This window comes from Paenibacillus nasutitermitis (genome assembly GCF_014641075.1).
Lineage (GTDB): Bacteria > Bacillota > Bacilli > Paenibacillales > Paenibacillaceae > Paenibacillus_Z > Paenibacillus_Z nasutitermitis.
Genome location: NZ_BMHP01000001.1, coordinates 913765 through 937413 on the forward strand (window position 1 = coordinate 913765; position 23649 = coordinate 937413).

The 23649-nt window shown below is 51.0% G+C and carries 19 protein-coding genes and 1 pseudogene; 17 read left to right on the forward strand and 3 right to left on the reverse strand.

What is annotated here, in order from left to right:
• Positions 1-76: 76 nt before the first annotated feature.
• Positions 77-1090 (forward strand): zinc-binding alcohol dehydrogenase family protein, encoded by a 1014-nt coding sequence (locus IEY46_RS03750; RefSeq protein WP_188989250.1) that lies wholly within the window; start codon positions 77-79, stop codon positions 1088-1090.
• 120 nt (positions 1091-1210) lie between these two features.
• Here IEY46_RS03750 and IEY46_RS03755 read toward each other — a convergent pair whose 3' ends face one another.
• Positions 1211-2464 (reverse strand): sensor histidine kinase, encoded by a 1254-nt coding sequence (locus tag IEY46_RS03755; RefSeq protein WP_229750047.1) that lies wholly within the window; start codon positions 2462-2464, stop codon positions 1211-1213.
• 369 nt (positions 2465-2833) lie between these two features.
• On the opposite strand from IEY46_RS03755, the gene IEY46_RS03760 reads away from it, so the two are divergent.
• The 10 genes and pseudogenes from IEY46_RS03760 (at position 2834) to phoU (ending at position 13166) form a co-directional block, all read left to right on the forward strand.
• Positions 2834-4009: a GNAT family N-acetyltransferase gene (locus tag IEY46_RS03760; protein WP_188989252.1), complete on the forward strand. Its 1176-nt coding sequence runs from the start codon at positions 2834-2836 to the stop codon at positions 4007-4009.
• A gap of 210 nt (positions 4010-4219) precedes the next feature.
• A pseudogene (locus IEY46_RS03765) lies at positions 4220-4783 on the forward strand (sigma-70 family RNA polymerase sigma factor).
• Entirely contained in the window at positions 4773-5141 is a 369-nt protein-coding gene (locus IEY46_RS03770) for a DUF2147 domain-containing protein (protein WP_229750048.1), read from the forward strand. The pseudogene IEY46_RS03765 and the gene IEY46_RS03770 overlap by 11 nt, the downstream one beginning before the upstream one ends.
• A 494-nt stretch (positions 5142-5635) precedes the next feature.
• On the forward strand, positions 5636-7030 hold the full coding sequence (locus tag IEY46_RS03775; protein WP_229750049.1) for a stalk domain-containing protein: 1395 nt from the start codon (positions 5636-5638) through the stop codon (positions 7028-7030).
• Positions 7031-7070: 40 nt separating this feature from the next.
• On the forward strand, positions 7071-7934 hold the full coding sequence (locus tag IEY46_RS03780) for a phosphate ABC transporter substrate-binding protein (RefSeq protein ID WP_188989256.1): 864 nt from the start codon (positions 7071-7073) through the stop codon (positions 7932-7934).
• A 111-nt stretch (positions 7935-8045) separates the two neighbouring features.
• The gene (gene pstC / locus IEY46_RS03785) at positions 8046-9005 is read left to right on the forward strand and encodes a phosphate ABC transporter permease subunit PstC (RefSeq protein ID WP_188989258.1); all 960 of its coding nucleotides are present in this window, start codon (positions 8046-8048) and stop codon (positions 9003-9005) included.
• Entirely contained in the window at positions 9002-9904 is a 903-nt protein-coding gene (gene pstA / locus IEY46_RS03790; RefSeq protein ID WP_188989260.1) for a phosphate ABC transporter permease PstA, read from the forward strand. Before pstC (IEY46_RS03785) ends, pstA (IEY46_RS03790) begins: the two co-directional genes overlap by 4 nt.
• Before the next feature lie 569 nt (positions 9905-10473).
• Positions 10474-11616, forward strand: a complete 1143-nt coding sequence (locus IEY46_RS36885) for a methyl-accepting chemotaxis protein (protein ID WP_188989262.1) — start codon at positions 10474-10476, stop codon at positions 11614-11616.
• A 107-nt stretch (positions 11617-11723) separates the two neighbouring features.
• Positions 11724-12479 carry a phosphate ABC transporter ATP-binding protein PstB gene (gene pstB / locus IEY46_RS03800; RefSeq protein WP_188989264.1) on the forward strand — a complete coding sequence of 252 codons (756 nt, stop codon included), beginning with the start codon at positions 11724-11726 and terminating at the stop codon, positions 12477-12479.
• A 27-nt stretch (positions 12480-12506) separates the two neighbouring features.
• A complete protein-coding gene (gene phoU, locus IEY46_RS03805; RefSeq protein ID WP_188991661.1) occupies positions 12507-13166 on the forward strand; it encodes a phosphate signaling complex protein PhoU in 660 nt (219 codons plus the stop codon).
• A gap of 458 nt (positions 13167-13624) precedes the next feature.
• On the opposite strand, the gene IEY46_RS03810 is transcribed toward phoU, so the two are convergent.
• Complete coding sequence (locus IEY46_RS03810) at positions 13625-14476, reverse strand: alpha/beta fold hydrolase (protein WP_188989266.1); 852 nt, start codon at positions 14474-14476, stop codon at positions 13625-13627.
• A gap of 191 nt (positions 14477-14667) precedes the next feature.
• Positions 14668-15549 (reverse strand): LysR family transcriptional regulator, encoded by an 882-nt coding sequence (locus IEY46_RS03815; RefSeq protein ID WP_188989268.1) that lies wholly within the window; start codon positions 15547-15549, stop codon positions 14668-14670.
• Positions 15550-15732: 183 nt separating this feature from the next.
• Here IEY46_RS03815 and IEY46_RS03820 point away from each other — a divergent pair, with 183 nt between their 5' ends.
• The 6 genes from IEY46_RS03820 (at position 15733) to mutM (ending at position 23524) form a co-directional block, all read left to right on the forward strand.
• Positions 15733-16701, forward strand: a complete 969-nt coding sequence (locus IEY46_RS03820; protein WP_188989270.1) for a phosphate ABC transporter substrate-binding protein — start codon at positions 15733-15735, stop codon at positions 16699-16701.
• 140 nt (positions 16702-16841) lie between these two features.
• Positions 16842-17702: a phosphate ABC transporter permease subunit PstC gene (gene pstC, locus IEY46_RS03825; RefSeq protein ID WP_229750196.1), complete on the forward strand. Its 861-nt coding sequence runs from the start codon at positions 16842-16844 to the stop codon at positions 17700-17702.
• Positions 17699-18586, forward strand: coding sequence for a phosphate ABC transporter permease PstA (gene pstA, locus IEY46_RS03830; RefSeq protein WP_188989273.1), 888 nt, complete (start codon positions 17699-17701; stop codon positions 18584-18586). The genes pstC (IEY46_RS03825) and pstA (IEY46_RS03830) overlap by 4 nt, the downstream gene beginning before the upstream one ends.
• Before the next feature lie 31 nt (positions 18587-18617).
• Positions 18618-19376, forward strand: coding sequence for a phosphate ABC transporter ATP-binding protein PstB (gene pstB, locus IEY46_RS03835; RefSeq protein WP_188989275.1), 759 nt, complete (start codon positions 18618-18620; stop codon positions 19374-19376).
• A 361-nt stretch (positions 19377-19737) separates the two neighbouring features.
• Positions 19738-22392 carry a DNA polymerase I gene (gene polA, locus IEY46_RS03840; protein WP_188989277.1) on the forward strand — a complete coding sequence of 885 codons (2655 nt, stop codon included), beginning with the start codon at positions 19738-19740 and terminating at the stop codon, positions 22390-22392.
• A 268-nt stretch (positions 22393-22660) separates the two neighbouring features.
• Positions 22661-23524, forward strand: a complete 864-nt coding sequence (gene mutM / locus IEY46_RS03845) for a DNA-formamidopyrimidine glycosylase (RefSeq protein WP_188989279.1) — start codon at positions 22661-22663, stop codon at positions 23522-23524.
• The last annotated feature ends 125 nt before the right edge of the window (positions 23525-23649 follow it).

Here is a 23649-nt window from a genome sequence, read left to right on the forward strand (position 1 = left end):
GCGGCAGACTGGAACCTATCCATTACGGTCGGACCAACTGGCAGATACCGACTATTTAACAAAAGAGGTGCTAATGATGAAAACCATTATTTGCGAACATCCGGATAAGCTGTATATGACGGAAACGGAAGCGCCGTCTTTTGTGCCCGGTGAGGCGCTTGTCCGGATCCGGCGTGTCGGTATTTGCGGTACAGATATGCATGCCTACAAAGGGAACCAGCCTTTTTTTGAATATCCCCGTATTCTGGGGCATGAGCTTTCCGGCATTGTTGAGCGAGTAGAGGATGATGCCAGCGGAATCCGGGCAGGAGACCAGGTGGCCATTATCCCGTATATGGCTTGCGGAGCCTGCATTGCCTGCCGTGCAGGCAAAACCAATTGCTGCACTTCCATGCAGGTGCTTGGCGTTCATCGCGACGGAGGGATGCGCGAGGTGATATCGGTGCCAACTTCCCTTCTGATCCGCACGGAGGGGCTGACACTAGACCAATCGGCTGTTGTGGAGCCGCTGGCCATAGGTGCCCATGCGGTGAGGCGATCTGAGCTCAAGCGCGGCGAATTCGTGCTGGTAATCGGAGCCGGACCTATCGGGCTTGGCGTGATGGCTTTTGCCAAAGAGAGAGGGGCGAAGGTCATCGCCATGGACATTCATGACGAACGTCTAAGCTTCTGCCGCAGTTGGGCCGGAGCGGAGTTTACGATCAATGCTCGGGACAACCCTTTGGAGAAGCTGGACGGAATTACCGGTGGAGATTATCCGACAGTTGTGTTTGATGCGACAGGCAATGTCCAGTCCATGGGCGATGCCTTTGGGTATGTCGCCCATGGGGGCAAGCTGATTTTTGTTGGTCTTGTGCGGGCAGATATCACCTTTAACGATCCGGAGTTTCATAAACGCGAGCTGACGTTGATGGGAAGCCGCAATGCCACGCCGGAGGATTTTGATACCGTGCTGGAAGCTCTTCGCTGCGGGGCTGTTGGCGTGGAGCGTTATATTACGCACCGTGCGCCATTTGACGGGATGCTGGAGCAATTCCAGCATTGGCTGAAGCCGGAGAGCAAAGTGATCAAAGCAATGGTGGAGCTGTAACCGCCGCAACATAATCCGCTTTAAACGAGCAAATCCTGCAATCCACCGTTTACGCGGTGGGCTGCAGGATTTGTTGTTCGTAAATTCGTCGGCTGCCGGTTTACCACAATGGATAGATCCTTAAACTTTACTGGGAATGAGAGTATCCGCATAGAGGGAGAGCGTAATTTCAAACACAAAACAGGCTCCGCCTTCATAGGATTCGTCAAGCCAGATATCCCCGCCCATCAGATCAATTAATTGCTTGCAAATGGACAAGCCCAAGCCGGATCCGCCATAGTTGTTCGGATTGCTTGAATCATGAAGCTGGGAAAAGGATAAAAACAACCGGTGTTTCTGATCAGACGGAACGCCGAGACCTGTATCCGATATATGAAATGCCAGGGTTACCGTCCGGGTGTCGTAATTCGTACTTTTCAGTTTCACCTGTGCATGAACTTGGCCATGATCCGTAAATTTAATCGCGTTGCTGATTAAATTGACAAGAATCTGACGAATCTTGATTTCATCGCCCACCAGAATGAGCGGGATTTCATTGCCTATCTCGGAGGTAAGCGAGATCCCCTTTTTATCGATTTCTGATTGGAACAAATCCATGACTTGTTTCAGGCAGCCGTGAATATCGAAAGCCGCAGCATCAAGCTCCATTTTGCCGGCGTCTATTTTAGAATAGGCCAGAACATGATCGACGAAGGTAAGCAGGGATTCTCCGCTCTTGCGGATAACTTCCGTCATGCCCCTCTGATCGTGATCAAGATCCGTAAGCTGCAATAATTCGGTCATTCCCAATACACCGTTCATAGGCGTGCGGATTTCATGGCTCATTACAGCAAGCAGATTGGATTTCTCCTCCATCAGCTTCCGCTTTTCCGTTTCCGATTCTCGCAGCGTGGTAATGGTTTCCTCAAGCTCAAGCACATTGGCAAAGAAAGCCGCAAGGGAGCTTAATAAGGAAACCTCTTTTTCTGTGAAGCGGTAGCCCTTATCGTCAAACGCGCAAAGCGATCCGAACACGATCCCATTCAGCCCAACGATACGCACGCCCATAAACGAACAAGCTCCGACGAATCGGGTGGCATCCATATCCTTTGTTAGAGGATGAGTTAAATTATCATCAATAATCAAAGGTCCTTCCGACTTCTCAATGACCAGATGGCAATAGGATTCTTCGTTGTCGACGATGAGGCCCTCTTCCAGCAAAATGGCTTCCCGGTTAAACGCTTTAAGGACGGTAGTGGTTGAACGGTCGTTATTGGCAATACAGAAGGTATTGGCTCCAATCAAATCACTGGCGGTTTTCATCAGATTACCGGCTGTTTCGTACAGATTTTGAGTAATTAATTCCAAGACATTATCGACATATTCTATCCGCAAATATGCACCTGCCTTTCTGCTTGTTAGATGTATCTTGTTAGATATATATGGATTGTTCTAAATAAAAAGGCTAAATCTTTATCACATAATTTTGTTCTTGTCTACCCTTTCCTTTAATGATAGAACAGATAAGACTTTATGTCTACTAGATATACCCCACTAAATCAATCAACAAAGTGATAATAATAGGATGAGCATACGTCAAAAGTATCCTATAGTGACTGAACCGTATGGGAAATGCTGCTGCCCTATCTATTTGCGGCCTTCCGGCAGGAGGTAGGGGGTATGAAGTGGAAGAAAGAAGGATAAGACCTGTTTTGCACGAACACAGGCAAGATTATAACAACGAACGAGGTGGATAAAAAGCTCATGGAACTAAGAAATTTAAAATTGGACGATTTCGACGCCAGTGTGGATTTGTCCCAATATGCTTTTCAATATTCTTTGACCGCCGAACAGCGTGAGGAGCATCGCAAAAGCTTTAAGCCCGAGCAGGTTTGGGGCGTTTTTGAGCAGAACGAGCTGGAGGCTCAATTGACCGTGATTCCTCTGGAGATGCATATACAAGGAAGGAAATATGCAATGGGCGGGATTGCCGGGGTGGCATCCTGGCCGGAGCACCGCCGCAGAGGAAATGTCGCCCAACTGCTTCGGCATGTGCTTCTTCATATGAAAGAGAATGGCATAAGTGTCTCCAGTCTGGCCCCGTTTTCCTTTGGCTTCTACAAGAAATATGGCTGGGAGCTGTATGTGGAATACAAACAGTATACCATCGAAACGGGGTTATTCCCGCAGCGTAAGGAAATAGAAGGGAAAGTGAGCCGTGAGGCTGCTGATATACCACTGCTTTCACGACTCTATGAAGCGTATGCGTCGCGTTATAATGGGACGCTTCATCGGAGCGAAGAATGGTGGAAGAACACGCTGAAGAACAGCAAGAAAGGGTATACCGCCGTTTATTACGGGCAGGATGGCGAAGCCGTGGGTTACATTCTGTACGAAATCAAAGCGCGTGTGCTGCATGTTCATGAAATGGTATTTGAGAACGAGCAGGCCCGTCAGGCACTCTGGACCTATCTGGCCAGCCATGACTCCATGGTAGAAAAGGCTGTCCTGAAAGCGCCCATGGACGATACGTTGCCGTTTCTGTTGTCCAACCCCAGGATCGGTCAGGAAATCGTGTCCTACTTTATGGCGAGGATTGTGGACACGGAAGCTTTTGTGCAGCAGTATGCATTTGCTCCCACAGCGCAAGGGACTCGCTTGACAATTCGGCTAAATGACCCGAATGCCCCATGGAATGAAGGGGATTGGAATCTGTCCGTAACGGCGGATGGCAAAGGGACGATGGAACCGGTCAAGCTGGAAGAAGGCGCACAGCCCGATCTGTCCTGCGATATTAATACATGGTCCGCACTGATGATGGGTTACCGCAGCGCAAGTGAGCTGAACCGCTTTGGGCGGCTTGCAGGATCACCGGAGGCGGCAGAACAGCTGCACGCGGTCATTCCGCAGCGGCAGACCTATTTGATGGATTTTTTCTGATCCATTGGATATCCAGCAGTCGGCTTCGGCTGCAAGAAAATAAGCAGCTTCCTTGTTTTATAAAGGGAGCTGTTTTTGTTTTGCTGGCGTGCCTATAAGGCATCAAAACATAATCTTATATATCGGGATAATAAAAAAAATTATCCCCTTACTGAACCTTTTTCCCCATGGGAGCGAATTAAGGGTTGTAACATGTTCAGGAGGGGCCCCATGAATGATAAAGAGTTACTTCCTTGGCTTGAAAAAGCGACGTTGGGCGACTAGTCGGCCTTTCAGCTTGTCTATCAGGCAACTCACCAAGACGTCTATCGGACGATTGCTTTTCTCGTCTACAACAAACAGGACATTGATGATATCGTGAATGAAGTTTATTTGCGCATGTGGCGGTCGTTTCACACGTACGACTCTAGTCGGCCTTTGCGATTTTGGTTGCACGGAATCACTGTACGTCAGGTCCAGGATTGGAAAAGAAAGGCCTGGCGGCGAATTCGCCTCTTTGAACTAAACCGCCAGATGGCTTGCGAACAGTTCGAGTGGACGGACAAAGCTGTCCTGCAGTCCGAAATGCAGCATGAACTGATTAGCCATGTCCGCCAGTTGTCGTACAAACTACGTGTGGTCGTCATCCTGCGCTATTTTCACGACTATGCTTTGGAAGAAATCGCAGACATGCTGCAGATCCCCGTTGGCACAGTGAAATCCAGGCATCATCTGGCACTGAAAGAACTCCGGAAACGTTTCGATATGACGGGAGGAGACGTGTATGTCCATTGACAAAAAATTGCGTGAGGAGCTTCGCCAGGCGGCAGATTCGATGTACTGCCCCCCCGATTTGCATGGACGTGTCCAAACGTCCTATCAACACTATTTGAACGAAAAGAGAGGTAGATCACCCATGAAAAAACGCATGTTAGCAGGCATTGCTGCAGTAGCAATCCTGATTCCGTCTGCTGCATTTGCTGCTTCCTATCTGGCCGATGATATTTTCGGTTCTACTAAGACCATTGAACAGCACGGCGGTTCGCAGGAAGAATATCAACAGATCGAGGGAATGCTTCAGACAGCAAAAGGCAAGCTCACGGAAGAAGAGTTCAAGGAGTATATGGAGCTTAAAGCTGAAGATCACCGATGAAAAAGGGGTCGTACATGAGGAGAAACTGACCAAAGAAGAGCAGCAGCAGTTTGAGCGACTCGCCTCAAAGCTAGCCCCGTACTTCGAGAAGATTAACGAGACCGCACAGCCGTAAGAAGATGAAGCTGGGACCCTTCCGATGTGGATTGGGTCCCTTTTTTATATAGACTCCACCGAATAGGAAAACCGTAATATTCTCCCCCGTCGACCATTAGATAGTTTTGGCTCATTAACGAATCTGGGAATTGCCGCCACCTGTTTGTTCTGCCGCCATCGGCTGGCTGGAGCAGAGTAGCCCATATGCCACATTTTAACAATATCTTCATAGTAGCTTGATAATCATTTTACAATGGGACTTTATAATCAGATTTGTACATAACGTTGGCATTCTGGGAGGGTGAGAAACCCGGCGGGCGATGAAAGCTGGGGCGGTCGGCAATTTTAAAAATAGACACATACCAAAAACGTGAATCCAGAAAGGTGATACGAGCCCTATGTCGATGAAAAAAAAGCTTTTTCTTACAGCGTTTGCAGCAGCAGTTTCCACTTCAGCGGTCAGTGCTGTTTCAGCGTCGCAGCTCCAGAAGAGCGTGGCAATCCAGCAAACCTCTTTCGTCATTAATGATGCCGCTGTACCTGTGCGGGCTGTCTCGCTGAACGGTGTTTCGTATGTATCATTGCGCGATTTAGGTACTGTAGCAGGCATCTACTTCGAAGTGGGCGGCAAAGGCATCACGGCGATATTTAATGAGCATATGGCCGAACTGCGCGCATTATCCAGAGAAGTGGTGGTGGACGGCAGCGTCATCGAGTTGAAAAATGCCATCGAGAATATCAACAATGCTTACTTTATCACACTCGAAGATTTTACAAGCGTGTTCGGAGCAGAAACAACGGAGGATGAGGCAGGACAGGTAGCCATCAGCACGATCCAAATGGTGAAGGATGCGGACCGTGTCGTCTGGATCGACTCGCAACGTCTGCTGGCATCGGTAATTACCGAAGACGGCAGGGTAGATTATGTGGTCAACGCAGCGACAGGCGCTTATACCGAGCTGATGAAATCAACGGATGCGTCCGATTTAGTTGTTTCCCCTAATGGACAAAAAGCAGCGTACACGCTGGAAAGCGGAGCAGTATATACCGTTGATCTTGCCAGCAAGCAAACGAGTGTAGTGACCTCCGAAAATTCGATCAAGCCCGAGCTCGTATGGTCTGCCGACAGTTCTGCGATTTATTTCCTGCAGGGTGACAAAGGCAGCGTAATTGCCAAGCTGAATCTCGCGGACGGCACGATCACTAAAGTTCTCGAAGATAAAGTGGATTACAAATCCAACCTGAGCGTTTCCGCGGACGGCACAAAATTCTATTACACCGTGATTAAGCCAGGCGCGGTGACGGCCGATGCTTCCAAGCCGGTGGAAGAAGACAATGTGGCAATAGATATGACGGGCACCGAGCCGCAGATTATCCACTATGATGCCGCAGTTAAGGACGGCAAGCCGTCAGCTCTGACAACGACGAACGATGATAAAATCTTTGTCGGTTCCGCTTCCGACGGCAGCAAAGCCTTCTATGTCAGCGTGGAAGAAGGCAAAGCGTCTTCGCTGATTTCCATCGCCAAGGACAAAACGGCCGTCAAGCTAATTGAGGACAAGGACGTCCTTCAGGCTGTTATGGCAGGCGATAAAATCTATGCGGTTACCGATAACGGGAGCAATGAAACGGTTTATGAAGTCGATACCGCAACGGGTGCTAAAAAAGAACTTTACACCATTCCAGGCAGCGTAACAGAGCTTCTTGCCGCATCGGGAACACCGGTAGCGGTTATCGCGGACGGTCAAGTATCGGTCAACCAAAACGGTACTTGGAAGAAAGTAACCCACTAATAAACAGGGGCCTGATGCCCAAGAGGAGAATGCGTTCATTATGAAAACAAATTGGTTGAAAAACATGGCCTTTACGGCAATTGCCCTGACCGTCGCTTTTGGATCGGTATCCGTGGCAAGCGCTGCTAGCAAGCTTAGCGGCAAAATCGTGGTCAACGGCTCGTCCGCTCTGCTTCCGCTTACGCTTCAAGCAGCCAATGAGTTCAAAAAATTGAATCCCAAAGTGAAAATCGCCGCTTCCGCTGCCGGTTCCATAACGGGACCACAAGCCGTCCGCAAAGGCATCGCCGATATCGGAGCAGTTGACTGGGATGCCTCCACAGACGTGCCGGGGTTTAAGAAATTCGATGGGCAGGTCGCTCACAAGGTTGCCGTTATCCCGTTCGCAGCCGTAACGAACAGCAGCGTAAAAGTAGATAACCTGTCGACGAAGCAGCTGCAGGACATTTTCTCCGGCAAAGTGAAGAACTGGAAAGAGGTTGGCGGTTCGGACGCCGATATTGTCGTGGTTAACCGCGCATTCGGATCCGGAACTCGCGTCAACTTCCAGATCAAAGCGCTGGATGGCAAAGATTTCATGACCAAAGGCGACAATTACAAAGAAGTGAAGTCCAGCGGCGACATGAAAACAGCCATCGAAACGACGCCCGGTGCAATCGGCTATATTGACCTTGTGTATGTAACGGGAAAAATGTCCGCTGTGAAAATCAACGGAATCGCACCAACCGAAGATAATGTTATTAAAGGCTCTTACAAAGTATGGGGCTATGGCTACTACATGACCAAAGGCCAACCGGAAGGCGCTACAAAAGCATTCATTGAATACGTACAAAGCAAAACGTTCCAAAACGGTTCGCTCAAAAAGCTAAAATTTATTCCGATTTCCGCTATGAAAAACGTGTAGACCGCGCTGCTGTCAGCAGACGGATGTAGAAAACAGGAAGCCAGCACCCGGTACTGCTTGCGGTCGGAGCTGGCTTCTCTTCATGAATAATGACGAAAGGATGTATCCAATATGCTTGAAGCGCCTGCTTCCAGTCAGGCTATGACCGGCGCCGATTTGGGGAAAAGTCTCAAAACCGGCTCTGCACGCACATTCGATCGCAAGAACCGGCTATCCTTTTACAACAGAACCTTCAAACTGATCTGCATCGCATGCGTGATCTTCGTTTGTTTGATTCTGTTCACGATTCTGTTCTTTATGGGCCGCACCGGCATCCTGACCTTTCAGACCGTTTCGCCCTTCACCTTCTTTTTCTCTACGGAATGGGCGCCGGAGAACAATCAATATGGAGCGCTTGTCTTTATCTTCGGGACATTGGCATTAACCTTTCTGACGATGCTAATCTCTGTTCCTCTGTCTGTGCTGATTGCAATCTTCCTTGCCGAAATGACGCCGACGTGGCTGAAAACGGGCCTGCGTCCCATTATGGACCTGCTTGTCGGCATTCCCTCGGTCGTGTATGGCTTTCTCGGCATCACGGTACTCATTCCTATGCTTCGCAGCGTAACGGGCACCAGCATGGGTGACGGGCTTTTGGCTGCTGCCATCGTACTGACGATTATGGTGCTTCCGACAATCAGCCGGATCACGGACGACGCTATTGTTGCGGTACCGAAGAAATTCCGCGATGCTTCCTACGCCTTGGGAGCGACCCGTTTCCAGACGATTGTCAGAGTGGTGCTTCCGGCAGCCAAAAGCGGCGTGATGTATGCGGTTATTCTGGGGATGGCGCGGTCAATCGGCGAAACGATGGCAGTGGTCATGGTCATCGGAAACACACCGCAGCTGGCGAATGCCATGTTCAAGCCGACCGCGGTACTGACCAGCAATATCGTCATGCAGATTTCCAATGTCCCGTTCGATTCCACCTGGAACTACGCGCTGTATATGATGGGCTTCCTGCTGCTTATTATTTCGTTGATCATGATCGTACTCGTTCGGGTCATACAGCGCAAAGGAGCCCAATCATGATAAAGTCCGATGTCAAACAACACGCCGGCAATCCGTTCGCTTCCCGTAAAAGCATGAATCATATCAATAACCGGATATTTACCACAGTTGTGTGGGGAGTCGGCATCGTCACTGTCCTGTTCATACTGGGCCTGCTTTTTCTGATCCTCCAGAAGGGCTTGCCCAAGCTGGAATGGGGCTTTCTTATCGGGCTTCCAAGCGAGATCGACGAAGGCGGGGGGATCGGGCCGACCCTTTTCAATTCCTTCTATGTATTAATCATTTCCCTGATTATTTCCATTCCTCTGGGTATGGCGGCAGGAATCTATCTGGCAGAGTTCGCGCCGGACAACAAATTTATTGCGTTTGTCCGTGTCTGTGTAGAGGGACTGGCTTCCGTTCCTTCTATTATATTCGGGCTGTTTGGAATAGCCTTATTCGTAGAAGCTTTCCAGATTGGACTTACAATTATCGGAGGTGCGGTCAGTCTGGCGTTTCTGAATTTGCCTGTCTTGACCCGGGTGACGGAAGAAGCGATCCGGGCTGTACCCCAGGATATGAAAACAGCATCCTTCGCCATGGGCGGCACCCATCTGCAGACGATCCGCCGCGTGCTTGTGCCTGTTGCGCTCAATGGGATCATTACTGGCATATGTCTGGTGGCCGGCAGGGCATTTGGGGAAAGCGCGGTTATCATTCTCACAGCGGGCGTCTCGACATCAGGCGAGATGTGGGATTTCAGCTTGTTCTCGCCAGGCGAAACGCTCGCTGTGCATTTGTGGTATGTGCAGTCTGAGGCGATTGTTCCGGACGCTACGGAAATTGCCGAGAAGGCTGCGGCTGTGCTCGTGTTTGTTGTGCTTCTGATCAACTTGTTTTTCAGGGTGCCGCTCTGGCTCAACTCCCGCAAGATGAGGTGATTCCCCCTAAATCCCCCAGAGGGGGACCCCAATGAGGCCGCCTCCTCTGGACACCCGGAAAGTCATTCGGGACCCACTTTTACTGTAGCGCACCCGAGTCACCAGATGCCCTCCGGGACAGGGAATAACGTTTGGGAGGAAGAGATGCACCCGCGATATTTCTCCCTCGAATCCTCGTTTACGTCCTTCCAGGACACACTTTACAGAGTCCGAAATTCGGTTTCGATTTTCCTATATCATATATGGAAATTCGAAACCGAATTTCAAGTAATAAGCCCCAAAGGTAAACATTCACATCGAATATATAGCCCCAATGCGTCTCTGACGCGCCAACGTTCTAATGGGACGAAGTCCACCGGGTGCCCCGGGAGGGCAACAAGGAAGTGTGTCCCGTGAGGGACGAAAACGATCCAAGCTTAAAAGCAGCTCACAACCGATTCTCTGAAGCGCCAACGTTATACCATTCCGGGTGTCCAGAGGGGCGGTCCTCTCTGGGGTCTCTCCTATGGAGGGATTTAGGGAGGGGGCATAGTAGAACCAGATAATGAATCCGCAAGGAAGAGAGCGTGATGACAATGACATACGTGGAAGCCTTGGAAGAGCCGCAGGTTGTTTCCAAGTCTCATCAGGTGAAGGACCAGGAATGGTTGGATTTTATCCGTCCTGCCCCGGTTGTATATGCTTCTCACACATGCCAGGAAGTAATTCAGCAATTCGGTTCGGAGCCGGATTGCGATTGTGTGGTTGTTTGCGACGATGCCAACAAGCCGCGCGGTCTGGTGATGAAACGGAATTTGACCATTATTCAGACGCATCGCTTCGGCAGAGAATTGTATTATAGTCGTTCCATTGTGAAGCTTATGGATGCCCATCCGATTGTCATAGACGAACATACACCGCCCCAGAAGCTGCTTGACCTTGCGCTTGGACGAAATGAGAAGACGCTGTATGACAGTGTGATTGTGACAAGCGAGGAGAGGCTGATCGGCATCTTGTCCGTTGCTGATCTGCTTCATCTGTCGCGGCTGATGCAGCGGCTTAGCATTGAATCGCAGCTTCGGACCATTCACGGGGCGGAGTCGATGATTCGGGGAATTGACCAGGCAGTTGTTCATGTGCGGAGCGCTTCGGAGCAGGGGGAGACAATGTCCAGGGTGATGGTCGACCTGACCTTGCAGGGCAAGAAGGAGCTGGATAAAATAACGGCCGCCTTCCGCAGCTTGAGTGAAAATACGACCAAACAGGAAGAGCAGATTAGCGAGCTGCAGCAGCGGGCCAGCTCTATCAGCTCCGTCTCCAGGCTTATTCGCGATCTCGCCGAGCAATGCAATCTTCTTGCCGTCAACGCAACCATCGAAGCGGCACGAGCTGGCGAGCATGGCAGGGGTTTCGCCGTAGTGGCCAATGAAGTCCGCCTGCTCGCGAACCAGACCAAGCAGTCTGCCGATCAGATTCATGCGCTCATCCGGTCGATTCTGGAATCGGTGCAGCAATCGGTAGCTTTGGTAGGCGAGGGAAGGGCGGAGGCTGCTTCGAGCAAGGCTAATGTCCAGGCTGCCTTCGATGCGTTCGAGCAGCTTTTTCAGGCGGCGGCGAACAACAGCCGAAGCGCGAAGGAAATCGGCAGCTTGTCCAAAAAGGCTAATACGCAATCCGAGTATGTGATGTGCGAGATGAAGCGTCTGGTTAACGAGATTCAGCTGGACCAATGAGCTTAAATTTAATATGGCGTTAACAAAACCAGCAAACCCGCTTTACAATTTGCTTATACAATACAACTATTGATGTGGACGTCTGTCCACGACAGGAGGTGTCCGCCATGCAAGCATTAATCGATATTCAAAAATTAAATTTGTATTACGGGACCTTCCATGCGTTAAAGGATGTATCCATGGATATCCCGGAGAAAGCGATCACCGCGTTTATCGGGCCGTCCGGCTGCGGCAAATCTACGCTGCTCCGCACGTTGAACCGAATGAACGATATGATACCCGGAACACGTATTGAAGGACTCGTAGCGGTAGGCGGCGCAGATATTTATTCCAAAGAAGTCGATGTGGAGACGCTCCGCAAAAAAGTCGGGATGGTGTTTCAGCAGCCCAATCCATTTCCCAAGTCGATCTACGACAACGTCGCTTACGGACCGCGTCTTCATGGTATCCATAACAATCAGAAGCTGGACGAAATCGTCGAGACCAGTCTTCGTTCCGCCGTCCTGTGGGAGGAAGTGAAGGACTATCTGAAGAAATCGGCGCTGAGCTTGTCGGGCGGCCAGCAGCAGCGGCTGTGCATTGCCAGAGCCCTTGCGGTGAATCCGGATATCCTGTTGATGGACGAAGCGACATCGGCCCTTGATCCCATTTCCACCCTGAAGATTGAAGAGCTGGCCCAGGAGCTTAAAGACAAATACACGATCGTGATGGTTACGCACAATATGCATCAGGCTGCCCGGGTATCGAACCAGACCGTTTTCTTTCTCAATGGCGAAGTAGTGGAATTCTCGGATACGGAGAAGCTGTTCTCCAATCCGCGGGACCAACGTACGGAAGACTATATCAGCGGTCGGTTCGGCTAAGAAAAAAAAGGAGCGCATGCCATTATGATGACCCAAAGAAAAGAATTTGATTTAGGGCTGGAGGAATTAAAAGCCCATATCATCGAAATGGGCAATCGTGTCGAGCGGTCGATCGGTGATTCCATGATGGCTTTGGAAAATGTGGATGTGCCGGAAGCGAAGCGTTTGATTGCCGAAGACAAGGAATTGAATCAGATTGAGGATAAAATATCGGAGCTGGGCGCCAAACTGATCGCCACGCAGCAGCCGGTTGCCAAGGATTTGCGGCGTATTCTCGCAGCCTTCAAGATTGCCAGCGATCTGGAGCGGATGGGCGATCTGTCCGTTGATGTTGCGAAGGTCGTTGTGCGGCTGGAAGGCCAGGTTCTGATCAAGCCGCTGATTGACCTGCCCCGCATGGCGGAGATTGTCCAGATGATGACAAGGGAATCCATTCAGTCCTTTATTCAAGAGAATGTCGATCTAGCCTACAAAATGGCCAAGGATGACGATCTGGTGGATGCCTTGTATTCACAAATCATCCGTGAGCTGTTCACGATCATGATGGAAAATCCTAAAACGATTTCGCAGGCCAACTTGCTCAGCTTTGTCGGACGGTATATTGAGCGTTTTGCCGACCATGCAACGAATATCGGCGAATGTGTGGTTTATCTGGTTACCGGATCGCGTCCGGATTTGAACTCGTAGGGTTACCTCTTACTGTCCTCATTGATTCTTTATTTCAGAAGAACCGCGCATGAACCCGACCCTCGAGTTCTGGCGCGGTTCTTCATTTTAATCGGCCTCCTCCCGGCAAACCTGATCAGGTTTCTTATTCTCCGATGTGCGCCTTTCTTGTCCGTTCATCCTGATTTTCTAAGTATATTCTTCTTCATCCCGATATCATTTTTCTCTTGCGGTCGGAGCAGAAACAATCCAAGCTTACTACTCTTCCCGGCGGGAGACGTGTTCCGGAGAACGATCAGGCCGGCGATAAAGATAATGACCCCAATGGGCTGGCTAGTTCGATGCCTAAACTCACGCATGACAAAGGGATGCTCTTCAGGTTGTAAACCTGAAAAGCATCCCTTTGATGTTGAGCAGCGCCTACAGCCGGCGCTGTTTGCCGCCCTGCGGTGCGGGCTGCTGCTTGGTTGCATGGAATCTTAACGCACCATCCCACCTTGTTGGGCGGGTACCATCTGGAGTACAGTATTGTCCAGAAAATCAATCAGCTCATAATTGAATTTCTCCTGTTCGTCAAACAGCAAGCCATGTCCGCTGTCGGTAAAGCGGACCAGTCTGGAATCCGGTATTGCGGCATCCATAGCCAAAGCGAAGTCGAACGGACATATCTCATCGGTTTCTCCGTGCAGAATGGCAGTAGGTACGTTGAGTAGCGGCAAATCCCCACGCAGATCCTCATCCCGCAAAGATTCCAGACATTTAATCGTTCCGTGAGCGGATGCCATCGTACCTTGTGCCTGCATCCAATCCATGAAAGGCTTGCTGTGAGTCTTATGAAGGAACATGCCGCCGAAATCCGCAACCATTTTCGGCCGGTCGGTTTTGGCCTGTTTAATCAGCTTGTTCACTTCAGATTCGGGCATTCCCAAGGTATAACCCTCCCGCTGGGTGAAGGAAGGGGCCGCCGCTCCGGCCAGCACCAGCTTATCCACTTTGTAGCCGCTATGACGGGCCATATAACGCACAGCAATCGCCCCGCCAATCGAGAAACCGACCAGGTTCACATGATCCAGTCCCAGCGCGTCGATTACAGCCCGGATGTCATCCGCCTGCCGGTTATAATCATAACCGTCCCATGGAGCATCCGATTTGCCGAAGCCCCTCTGATCTACTCCAATATAACGATAACCGACCTCTGGCAGCTGGGACATCTGGTATTCAAACATCGTATGATTCAAAGGCCATCCATGTATGAACAGGACGGGTTTCCCGCTGCCGATATCTTCGACGTACAACTTTACATCAGGTTCAACCTGAACATATTTCCCCATAACAAACGCCTCCTGTATGCAGATATTCAAAGCTAAAACGACTTATGAACATTGTTCGACAGTGATAGGCAAGTAGTGGTTATTACCCAAGGCGGGAGAAGCCTTAACAAAAGCCTCCTGGGAAAAGCATCCACGATAGATAGATTGTCATTTCTGGGATGCACCTGCATCTTGGTGTTAATCTTCCCGATCTACCCCTGCATGGCGACGCGAAGTCTGTCCATGACACGCTGCATTAGCTGAGGACGGGGATAATCGCTGCGCCAGGCTGCATAAAGTTTCCAGACAGGAAGCTTGCCGGGAAGCTTGATAGATGGAAAGCTACCGGACGACGCCTGCTGGTTCAGTCTTGCAGGCAGGATGGAAAGACATCCGCCGGTGCGGACCGCCTGCAGTGCAAAATCCACGCGATCGGTCTCTTGCTTCACCTGCAGCGCAATTTGCTCTTCATTCTCCCACTGCCGTACGATCCTCATTAGCGATTCCTCATTAAGCAGCGCGAAGGGTTGGCCACTGAGCCGGTAGGACCCCGGTCCGGAATAGCGGGTCAGAGGATGATCGGGCGGTATGATCAGAGCCAGTTCGTCTTCGGCGACTAGCTCGCATTGGAGTGCGGGATGCGTAAGTTCCAGGCCGCATAAGACCAGATCAATGCTGCCACTCGCCAGCATTGCGTATAGTTCTTGTTCGCCGCTTGTCCGGATGGAGAGAAGCATGTCCTCGGGGACCTGCGAGTTCTGGAACACTGCGGATTGGAGAAGTAGAAGGGCGGCGGTATCCGTACAGCCAATGATAAACGGGTTCCTTCCTGTATGGCGGAGGGCTTGCATCCGAACCTGCGCTTCCCCATAGAGGCCGTCGATCTGCTGAGCGTAATGATGAAGGGTCCGGCCGGCTTCAGTCAGCAGCACCTTGCCTGTTTTCAGCTCAAACAGGGTCAGGCCCCATTCTTCCTCCATTTTCTTCATATGAAAACTGACCGTCGGCTGCTTGAGATTCAGTTCATGGGCGACGGCTGTTACTTTTTTGTACCGATCAAGGAGCACGAGAATCCTCATTCTTAATATACTCATGACACGGGGCTCCTTTTGCTTCAGATTTATAGAATAAACATATAATAAACCGTGAAATTATACAATAATTCTATGTATTTTTAGCATAGCGTTAACACTTAGAAAATATCAGATTAACACCGGCAACCTATAATGAGTTTGTAAATCAAATAACCGTGCGAAACGGAAGGAGAAACCAAAGAGATGAAAAAGCTGGTGTTACTTGTAGCGGTGGTCTTATTATCGATTAGTCTGGCAGCATGCGGATCAGCTAAAAATGAAACGAATTCCGGCAATACGCCTAATAGCGGCGGAACGAACACAGAAGCAGGAGGCAATGCGGGAGGCGATAAAACAGACGAGACGCCGATAACCGGGTCGCTTCTGGCAGTCGGATCCTCAGCGCTGCAGCCGCTTGTCGATCAGGTCTCGAAGAAATTTATGGATGACAAAAAATATAGCGGCATAACCGTTCAGGTTCAAGGCGGCGGCAGCGGCACAGGACTTACCCAGGTTCAAGGCGGCCAGGCGGATATCGGCAACTCGGATATTTTCGCTGAAGAGAAATTCAAGGGTGACGATGCGGACAAAGCCAAAGAGCTGGTTGATCATCAAGTAGCGGTCGTCGGCATGGCGACAGTCGTCAATAAAAGCGTCACAACCGACAACTTGACCAAACAGCAGCTGGTGGATATTTTCACGGGCAAAGTGAAGAACTGGAAAGAAGTTGGCGGCCAGGACGAGAAGATTACGATCGTCAACCGTCCATCGAGCTCCGGTACACGTGCGACATTCGAGAAATATGCGCTTGGTGTGAAATCGGAAGATCTCCCCGGCTCCATTCAGGAGGATGCATCCGGCACGGTTAAGAAACTAGTTGCTGATACCTCTGGCGCAATCGGATACCTTGCTTTCTCCTATATCGACGATTCCGTTAAAGCGATGAAATACGAAGGCGTAGAAGCCAAAGAAGAAAATGTCGTGACAGGCGATTATCCGGTATGGGCTTATGAGCACATGTATACCAAAGGCGAGCCGAACGAAGCTGCCAAAGTATTCCTGGAGTATATGATCAGCGATGACGTTCAGAAGAACGATGTTGCAGAACTAGGCTATATCTCCATCAAAGCCATGCAGGTTAAACGCGATGTTGACGGCAATGTGACGAAATAATGATTAAATAAATCAGCCTTAAGAGGTGGAGACATCCGCCTCTTCTTGGCCATTAAGGAGAGGTCCCTATGGAGCGGCAGGCCGCGGGCGGGCAACCCGCTCATCAACGATCGAATCATAAGCAAATCAAACCGCACATTATGGAAGAATGGGTCGGCAAGGTTTATACGACTCTTTGCATCATCGTACTTATTGTAACAATAGCAGCGATCGTTTATTTTGTAGCTTCCCGCGGACTGAGCACTTTTTTTGTGAGCGGCGTAAATGTCGGCGAGCTGCTGACAGGATTAAAATGGATGCCGGAGGGCGATATCCCCATGTTCGGGGCGCTGCCTTTCATCTTCGGTTCCTTCAGCACCTCGCTGCTTGCCGCTCTCATTGCCGCTCCTCTGGGATGTTGTGCGGCTATCTTCATGACGCAAATTATGCCCGGAGCCGGCCGCCGCGTACTTCAGCCTGTCATTGAGCTGCTTGCAGGCATCCCTTCCGTTGTATACGGCTTTGTCGGACTGAGCATTGTTGTGCCTTTCCTGCGCTCGGTTTTTCCCGGACAGGGAATCGGGATTGCCGCGGGGGCGATTGTACTGTCGATTATGATTCTGCCGACCATCACAACGATTGCAACCGATGCGCTCGCCGCTCTGCCTTTCGGGTTGAAGGAAGGCTCTTATGCGCTAGGAGCAACCCGCTGGCAGACCATCTACCGGATTGTCATTCCCACGACATTACCGGCTCTGCTGACGGGGGTTGTACTGGGCATGTCCCGGGCGTTCGGCGAAGCGCTTGCCGTGCAGATGGTAATCGGGAACGCACCGCATATTCCCCGTTCCTTGTTCGAATCCGCGTCTACTTTGACGAGCGTGATCACCTTAAGCATGGGAAATACGGTTAACGGCTCTCCGCATAATAATGCGCTCTGGTCGCTGGCTCTGATCCTGCTTGCCATGACCTTTGTGTTTGTATTCGTGGTTCGCTTCCTGGAAAGGAGAAATAAACAATGAGTGCCAAAGCCGCAGACAAGATTGCTACAGCCGTTATCTATATCGTATCCGCATTGATAGTCCTTATTCTCGCCGGACTGCTCGGCTACATTATTATCCGGGGACTGGGTCATATCAGTTTTGATTTCCTGACCTCGGCGCCGCAAACGATCAAGGCGGGGGGCGGGATTGGCCCGCAGCTGTTCAATTCGATATTTCTGCTGATCCTGACTCTGATCATTACAATCCCGCTGGGGATTGGAGCCGGTATCTATATGAGCGAATATTCCAAGCCCGGACGTCTGACGGATACGATCCGTCTTGTGGTCGAGGTATTGTCTTCCTTCCCGTCGATTGTGATCGGATTGTTCGGGCTGCTCGTTATTGTCAACTTGTTCGGTTTCGGATTCTCCTTGTTTTCGGGCGCGCTTGCACTGACGGTATTCAATCTGCCGCTGATGGTGCGGATTACAGAGCAATCGCTGCGCGGCGTACCCCGCGAGCAGAAGGAAGCAAGTCTTGCTTTAGGCCTATCGCGCTGGAAGACGATTACGTCGGTTATGATGCCGATCGCAATGCCGACGATCGTAACCGGTACGATTCTGGCCTCGGGACGCGTGTTCGGCGAAGCCGCCGCTCTGCTCTTCACGGCAGGCATGAGCTCGCCAAGGCTGGATTTTACCAACTGGAATCCCCTCAGCCCCCAATCACCGCTTAATCCGTTCCGCCCGGCTGAAACGCTGGCCGTGCATATTTGGAAAATCAACAGCGAAGGACTTGCCCCGGATGCGGGTGAAATTGCCGCAGGCGCTTCTGCCGTCCTCTTGATCATGGTTCTGCTGTTCAACTTCGCTGCCCGATGGTTCGGCAGAAGATTGCATCGCAAATTCACGGCAACCAAATAAGAATGAAACCTTAAGAGAGGAGGGACATCGCATGAAGGAAACGGAATTGTCAGCGAAGCAGCTGAGTGTGTTTTATGGAGAGAAGGAAGCGATCAAGCGTGTATCGCTTGATTTCGAGGCGCGCCAGGTTACGGCCCTGATCGGCCCGTCGGGCTGCGGGAAATCCACTTTTTTGCGCAGCCTGAACCGGATGAACGATACAATCGGCGGCGTCCGCACGACAGGCGAAATCTGGATGGACGGCCAGAATATCAATGATACAGGCGTCGATGTGGTGCTTTTGCGCCAACGTATCGGAATGGTGTGGCAGCGTCCAAATCCGTTTCACAAATCGATTTATGAGAACATTGCGTTTGGCCCCCGATATCACGGTATCAAGAATAAGAAAGAGCTGGATGCCATTGTAGAAGATTGCCTGCGCAAATCGGCGCTGTGGGAGGAGACGAAGGATCGTCTTCACAATTCCGCGCTTGCTTTGTCCGGCGGTCAGCAGCAGCGGCTTTGCATCGCCAGGTCCATTGCTGTTAAACCGAAGGTCATCCTGATGGATGAGCCGGCTTCGGCGCTTGATCCGGTATCCACCTCCAAAGTTGAAGAGCTGATCTCCGAGCTGAAGCGGGATTACTGCATTGTCATTGTGACGCATAATATGCATCAGGCAGCGCGTGTCTCGGACAAAACTGCCTTCTTCTATATGGGCAAAGTGGTCGAATTCGACGAGACGCATAAAATATTCACCAACCCTGCGGAGAAAGCGACAGACGATTATATCTCCGGACGGTTCGGATGATGCCGGCAGTTTTGAACAACGACGTATTCGAACCGGATTCCCAGGAGATTTTGTCGAACATATCGGAGGGGACGACTTCATTGTTCTCTCCGGGCATCCCCATCCGGAAAGGCTGTGCGTGCCCGCCCGTAAGAGCAAGAGTCAGACAGCCCTGGATATCCGCGGGTTGTTTTTTTTATTTCCCGTGAGAGCTGGAAATCATTAGGATAGACCCTGATCGGGGAATGTTCGGGATATCTGATTGACTAAAGGTATGGAATCAGAGGAAATGTTAACGTCTGGAAGGGTTTGAAGATGGGAAAGCTTGCTCCCTTTATGCTATGATAGTCATAGGAAAATCAAGGTGAGGTGTACCTTTCAGATGGATAAATGGATATTGATTGATGGTAACAGTATTGTTTTCCGGGCGTTCTACGCGATGCCTCCACTTACCAATTCAGCCGGGATGCATACGAACGCGGTTTATGGCTTCACGACGATGCTGCTCAAGCTGCTGGAGGAAGAGAAACCCACGCATATGCTAGTCGCATTTGATGCCGGGAAGGTGACCTTCCGTCACGAGGGATATGAAGACTATAAGGGCGGACGGGCCAAGACGCCGCCGGAGCTGTCCGAGCAGTTCCCGGTGCTGAAGGATCTGATCCGTTCCTTCGGCATTGCCCAGTTTGAGCTTCCCGGTTATGAAGCAGATGATATTATCGGGACTTTAACCCGGATGGCCGATGAGCGTAAGGTTGAGACTCTGATTGTCTCCGGGGACAAAGATATGCTGCAGCTCGCTTCCGACCATGTCACAATCGCTTTGACGCGGAAGGGCGTGAGCGAGGTTGAGCGGTATAATCCGCAGGAGATTATGGATAAATACGGCCTGACGCCGCTGCAAATTATTGATCTAAAGGGACTTATGGGCGATGCTTCCGACAATATTCCGGGAATTCCGGGCGTTGGCGAGAAAACTGCACTTAAGATGCTGCATGAATATGGTTCCGTAGAGGAAGTGCTGGCCCACTCCGGCGAACTGAAAGGCAAAATGAAGGAAAAGGTCGCGGCCCACGAGGAAGACGCCAGGATGAGCAAGAAACTTGCGACCATATTCCGCGAGGTTCCCCTTGATGATGAAGAGGGCGTAAAGGCTTATAACGGTTACGATCCGGCGGAGCTGGCGGAAGCGTTCCACAAGCTTGAATTCCGCTCCCTCATGGAGCGGCTGGAGCTGCCGGAGGTCGGTTCTGCCGGATCTGAGGCAGCAGCAGAAATCAATCACAATCTTGTTTCGCTAAACGATTTGAAGACAGAGGAACTCGAGGGGCTGCTGTCCGGCGCATCCAATGTATATATTGAAGCCATTGGAGATAATCCGCATCATGCGGAGCTGCTCGGGCTTGCTATCCCTGTAGAGGACAGAATGCTTGCCATCACGGCGGAGGAGCTTCTGAGCGAGGCAGGCAAGCCGGTGCGTCAATGGCTGGGCAATCCTGATGTCAGGAAATATGGATATGATCTGCACAAAGCGGATCTGACGCTGCATTGGCGCGGCATAGATTTATGCGGTACGGATTTCGACGTCCTGCTCGCCGCTTATTTGCTTGACCCGACCGAATCCAACCAGACGCTCGTCTATCTGATGCAGCGCTACCAGCTGCCGGCGATCCAATCGGATGAGGCGGTCTATGGAAGAGGTGCCAAGTTCCGCGTTCCTGAACACGGGATTCTGATCCGCCATCTAGCTGCCAAGGCAAATGCGGTTCGCGAGCTCGTTCCTCTTCAGCAGAAGGCTCTTGAAGATACAGGGATGAGCAAGCTGTATTATGAGCTGGAACAGCCTCTTGCTATTGTTCTTGCGGGTATGGAGAAACAAGGCATTCAAGTGAACGCCGGAACGCTGGAGGAGCTTGGTTCGGAGCTTGAACAGGGCATTGCCCGCTGTAAGAATGAGATTTATACACATGCCGGGATGGAGTTCAACATCGGATCGCCGAAGCAGCTGGGTGAAGTGCTGTTCGAGAAGCTCGGTCTGCCGGCCATGAAGAAAACAAAGACCGGTTATTCCACCGATGCCGATGTTCTGGAGAGGCTGGAGCCTTACCATGGAATCATCCCGCTTATTCTGCAGTACAGGACGCTGGCTAAACTTCAGTCCACCTATGTGGAAGGGCTGCTTAAGGAAATTCGCCGTAATTCCGGCATGGTTCACACTTATTACCGCCAGACGATTGCGGCAACCGGCCGTTTGTCCAGCCAATTCCCGAATCTTCAGAACATCCCGATCCGATTGGAGGAAGGCCGTCGCATCCGTAAGGCCTTTGTTCCGTCCGAGCCGGGCTGGACAATTCTGGCGGCGGATTATTCGCAGATCGAGCTGCGTGTGCTGGCGCATATTTCCGGAGACGAGAAACTCAAGGAAGCTTTTATTGCGGATATGGACATTCATACGAAGACTGCGATGGATGTGTTTGGCGTGAGCGCCGATGAAGTCGACAGCAATATGAGGCGCCAGGCGAAAGCAGTCAATTTCGGCATCGTCTATGGTATCAGCGATTTTGGACTGTCCAACAACCTGAATATTTCCCGCAAGGATGCCGGGCGTTTTATCGAGCAGTACTTTGAAGCTTTCCCCGGAGTTCGAGGATATATGGATAATATTGTGCTGCAGGCCCGGAATGACGGGTATGTCACGACCTTGTTGGAGCGCCGCCGTTATTTGCCAGATATTAAAGCGTCCAATTTCAATCTGCGGTCCTTTGCTGAGCGAACGGCAATGAACACGCCGATTCAAGGTACAGCGGCGGATATCATCAAGCTGGCTATGGTACGGATGGACGAGATGCTGCGGGAGCGCAAGCTTCGCAGCCGTATGCTGCTGCAGGTTCATGATGAACTGGTATTCGAGGTGCCTGGGGACGAGCTGGAGCTGATGAAGACGCTGGTGCCCGAGGTTATGGAAGGTGCCCTTAAGCTGGATGTGCCTCTCAAGGCGGACGTCAATTATGGCGTGAACTGGTACGAAGCGAAGTAGGAGGCAGCTTGTCCGGTAATCGGTTATAATGGTATGGAACTGTCAGGAGGGAGTGCATCAGCCGTGCTCTCCTTGCCCGAACGATTCGTAAAGGAATGATTAGCTGCGCTGGCGGCAGCGCGGCTTCTATCTATAGCGTGAGAAGAATGATTTGTCAGTTGCTAGCGTCTGACGGTCATAAAGCAGTTTTGCAGCAGAAAACAGGAACCAGCCAAGCAGATGAAAGCAAAACGCTAATCGCTTGCTTGGCTGCTCGGGGGTGAGGGAATTGCCGGAATTGCCGGAGGTGGAAACCGTTCGGCGGACACTGAATCAGCTGGTTGCAGGTAAACGAATACTGCGGGTAACCGTTTCGCTGCCGCGGATTATTCAGCGTCCCAAAGCGCCGGACGAGTTTGCCGCGATGCTGGCCGGCAGGACGATTCTGTCGGTGGAGCGAAGAGGGAAATTTCTGAGAATCATAATGGATGGACTTGTGCTCGTTTCGCATCTAAGGATGGAAGGGCGCTATGGCGTGTATCATGAAGACGAAACGACTGAGCTTCATACGCATGTCGTGTTTCATTTCGACGATGGTATGGAGCTTCGTTATAAAGATGTCCGGCAGTTTGGAACGATGCATTTATTTGCATTGGGGGAGGAGCTTGCGCTCCCGCCTCTCAACAAACTGGGCATGGAGCCGTTGGAGGATGCCTTCACGCTGCAAGCCTTCAAGAAGAGACTGGCGAAACGTACAACGAAAATCAAGCCGCTGCTGCTGAATCAGGAATATGTGGTGGGTCTTGGCAATATTTATGTAGATGAAGCGCTGTTTACAGCGGGAATTCATCCTGAGCGGACGGCTAACTCGATCAAACCAGCGGAATGGGCGCGTCTGCATGTATCTATTGTGGCCACCCTGGGACGGGCGGTTGAAGCAGGCGGGTCTTCAATCAAGTCTTACGTGAACGGACAAGGCGAGATGGGTATGTTTCAGCATGAACTGCTGGTCTATGGCCGGAAGAATGAACCCTGCAGCCGCTGCGGACAATTTATTGAGAAGTTTGTCGTAGGAGGCAGGGGTACCCATATTTGTACGAGCTGCCAACCCCTTCCAAAAGGCTTGCAAGCAGGCAGGCTGTCGCGTAAATAAGGCACGACTGGAAAACAGCCGCATATGATGTACCGTTCATGTTAATGGGCGAATGTACAGTATTGCTCCCGGAGCTGAAGCTTGCTTTCAAGCTTACGGGCAAGCTGGAGCAATCGCCATTATGG

Excerpts from the sequence above, each read along its gene's own strand:
- IEY46_RS03750 (WP_188989250.1), top strand. The coding sequence starts at position 77 with ATGAAAACCATTATTTGCGAACATCCGGATAAGCTGTATATGACGGAA.
- IEY46_RS03760 (WP_188989252.1), top strand. The coding sequence starts at position 2,834 with ATGGAACTAAGAAATTTAAAATTGGACGATTTCGACGCCAGTGTGGAT.
- IEY46_RS03770 (WP_229750048.1), top strand. The coding sequence starts at position 4,773 with ATGTCCATTGACAAAAAATTGCGTGAGGAGCTTCGCCAGGCGGCAGAT.
- IEY46_RS03775 (WP_229750049.1), top strand. The coding sequence starts at position 5,636 with ATGTCGATGAAAAAAAAGCTTTTTCTTACAGCGTTTGCAGCAGCAGTT.
- IEY46_RS03780 (WP_188989256.1), top strand. The coding sequence starts at position 7,071 with ATGAAAACAAATTGGTTGAAAAACATGGCCTTTACGGCAATTGCCCTG.
- pstC (WP_188989258.1), top strand. The coding sequence starts at position 8,046 with ATGCTTGAAGCGCCTGCTTCCAGTCAGGCTATGACCGGCGCCGATTTG.
- pstA (WP_188989260.1), top strand. The coding sequence starts at position 9,002 with ATGATAAAGTCCGATGTCAAACAACACGCCGGCAATCCGTTCGCTTCC.
- IEY46_RS36885 (WP_188989262.1), top strand. The coding sequence starts at position 10,474 with ATGACAATGACATACGTGGAAGCCTTGGAAGAGCCGCAGGTTGTTTCC.
- pstB (WP_188989264.1), top strand. The coding sequence starts at position 11,724 with ATGCAAGCATTAATCGATATTCAAAAATTAAATTTGTATTACGGGACC.
- phoU (WP_188991661.1), top strand. The coding sequence starts at position 12,507 with ATGACCCAAAGAAAAGAATTTGATTTAGGGCTGGAGGAATTAAAAGCC.
- IEY46_RS03810 (WP_188989266.1), bottom strand. The coding sequence starts at position 14,476 with ATGGGGAAATATGTTCAGGTTGAACCTGATGTAAAGTTGTACGTCGAA.
- IEY46_RS03815 (WP_188989268.1), bottom strand. The coding sequence starts at position 15,549 with ATGAGTATATTAAGAATGAGGATTCTCGTGCTCCTTGATCGGTACAAA.
- IEY46_RS03820 (WP_188989270.1), top strand. The coding sequence starts at position 15,733 with ATGAAAAAGCTGGTGTTACTTGTAGCGGTGGTCTTATTATCGATTAGT.
- pstC (WP_229750196.1), top strand. The coding sequence starts at position 16,842 with ATGGAAGAATGGGTCGGCAAGGTTTATACGACTCTTTGCATCATCGTA.
- pstA (WP_188989273.1), top strand. The coding sequence starts at position 17,699 with ATGAGTGCCAAAGCCGCAGACAAGATTGCTACAGCCGTTATCTATATC.
- pstB (WP_188989275.1), top strand. The coding sequence starts at position 18,618 with ATGAAGGAAACGGAATTGTCAGCGAAGCAGCTGAGTGTGTTTTATGGA.
- polA (WP_188989277.1), top strand. The coding sequence starts at position 19,738 with ATGGATAAATGGATATTGATTGATGGTAACAGTATTGTTTTCCGGGCG.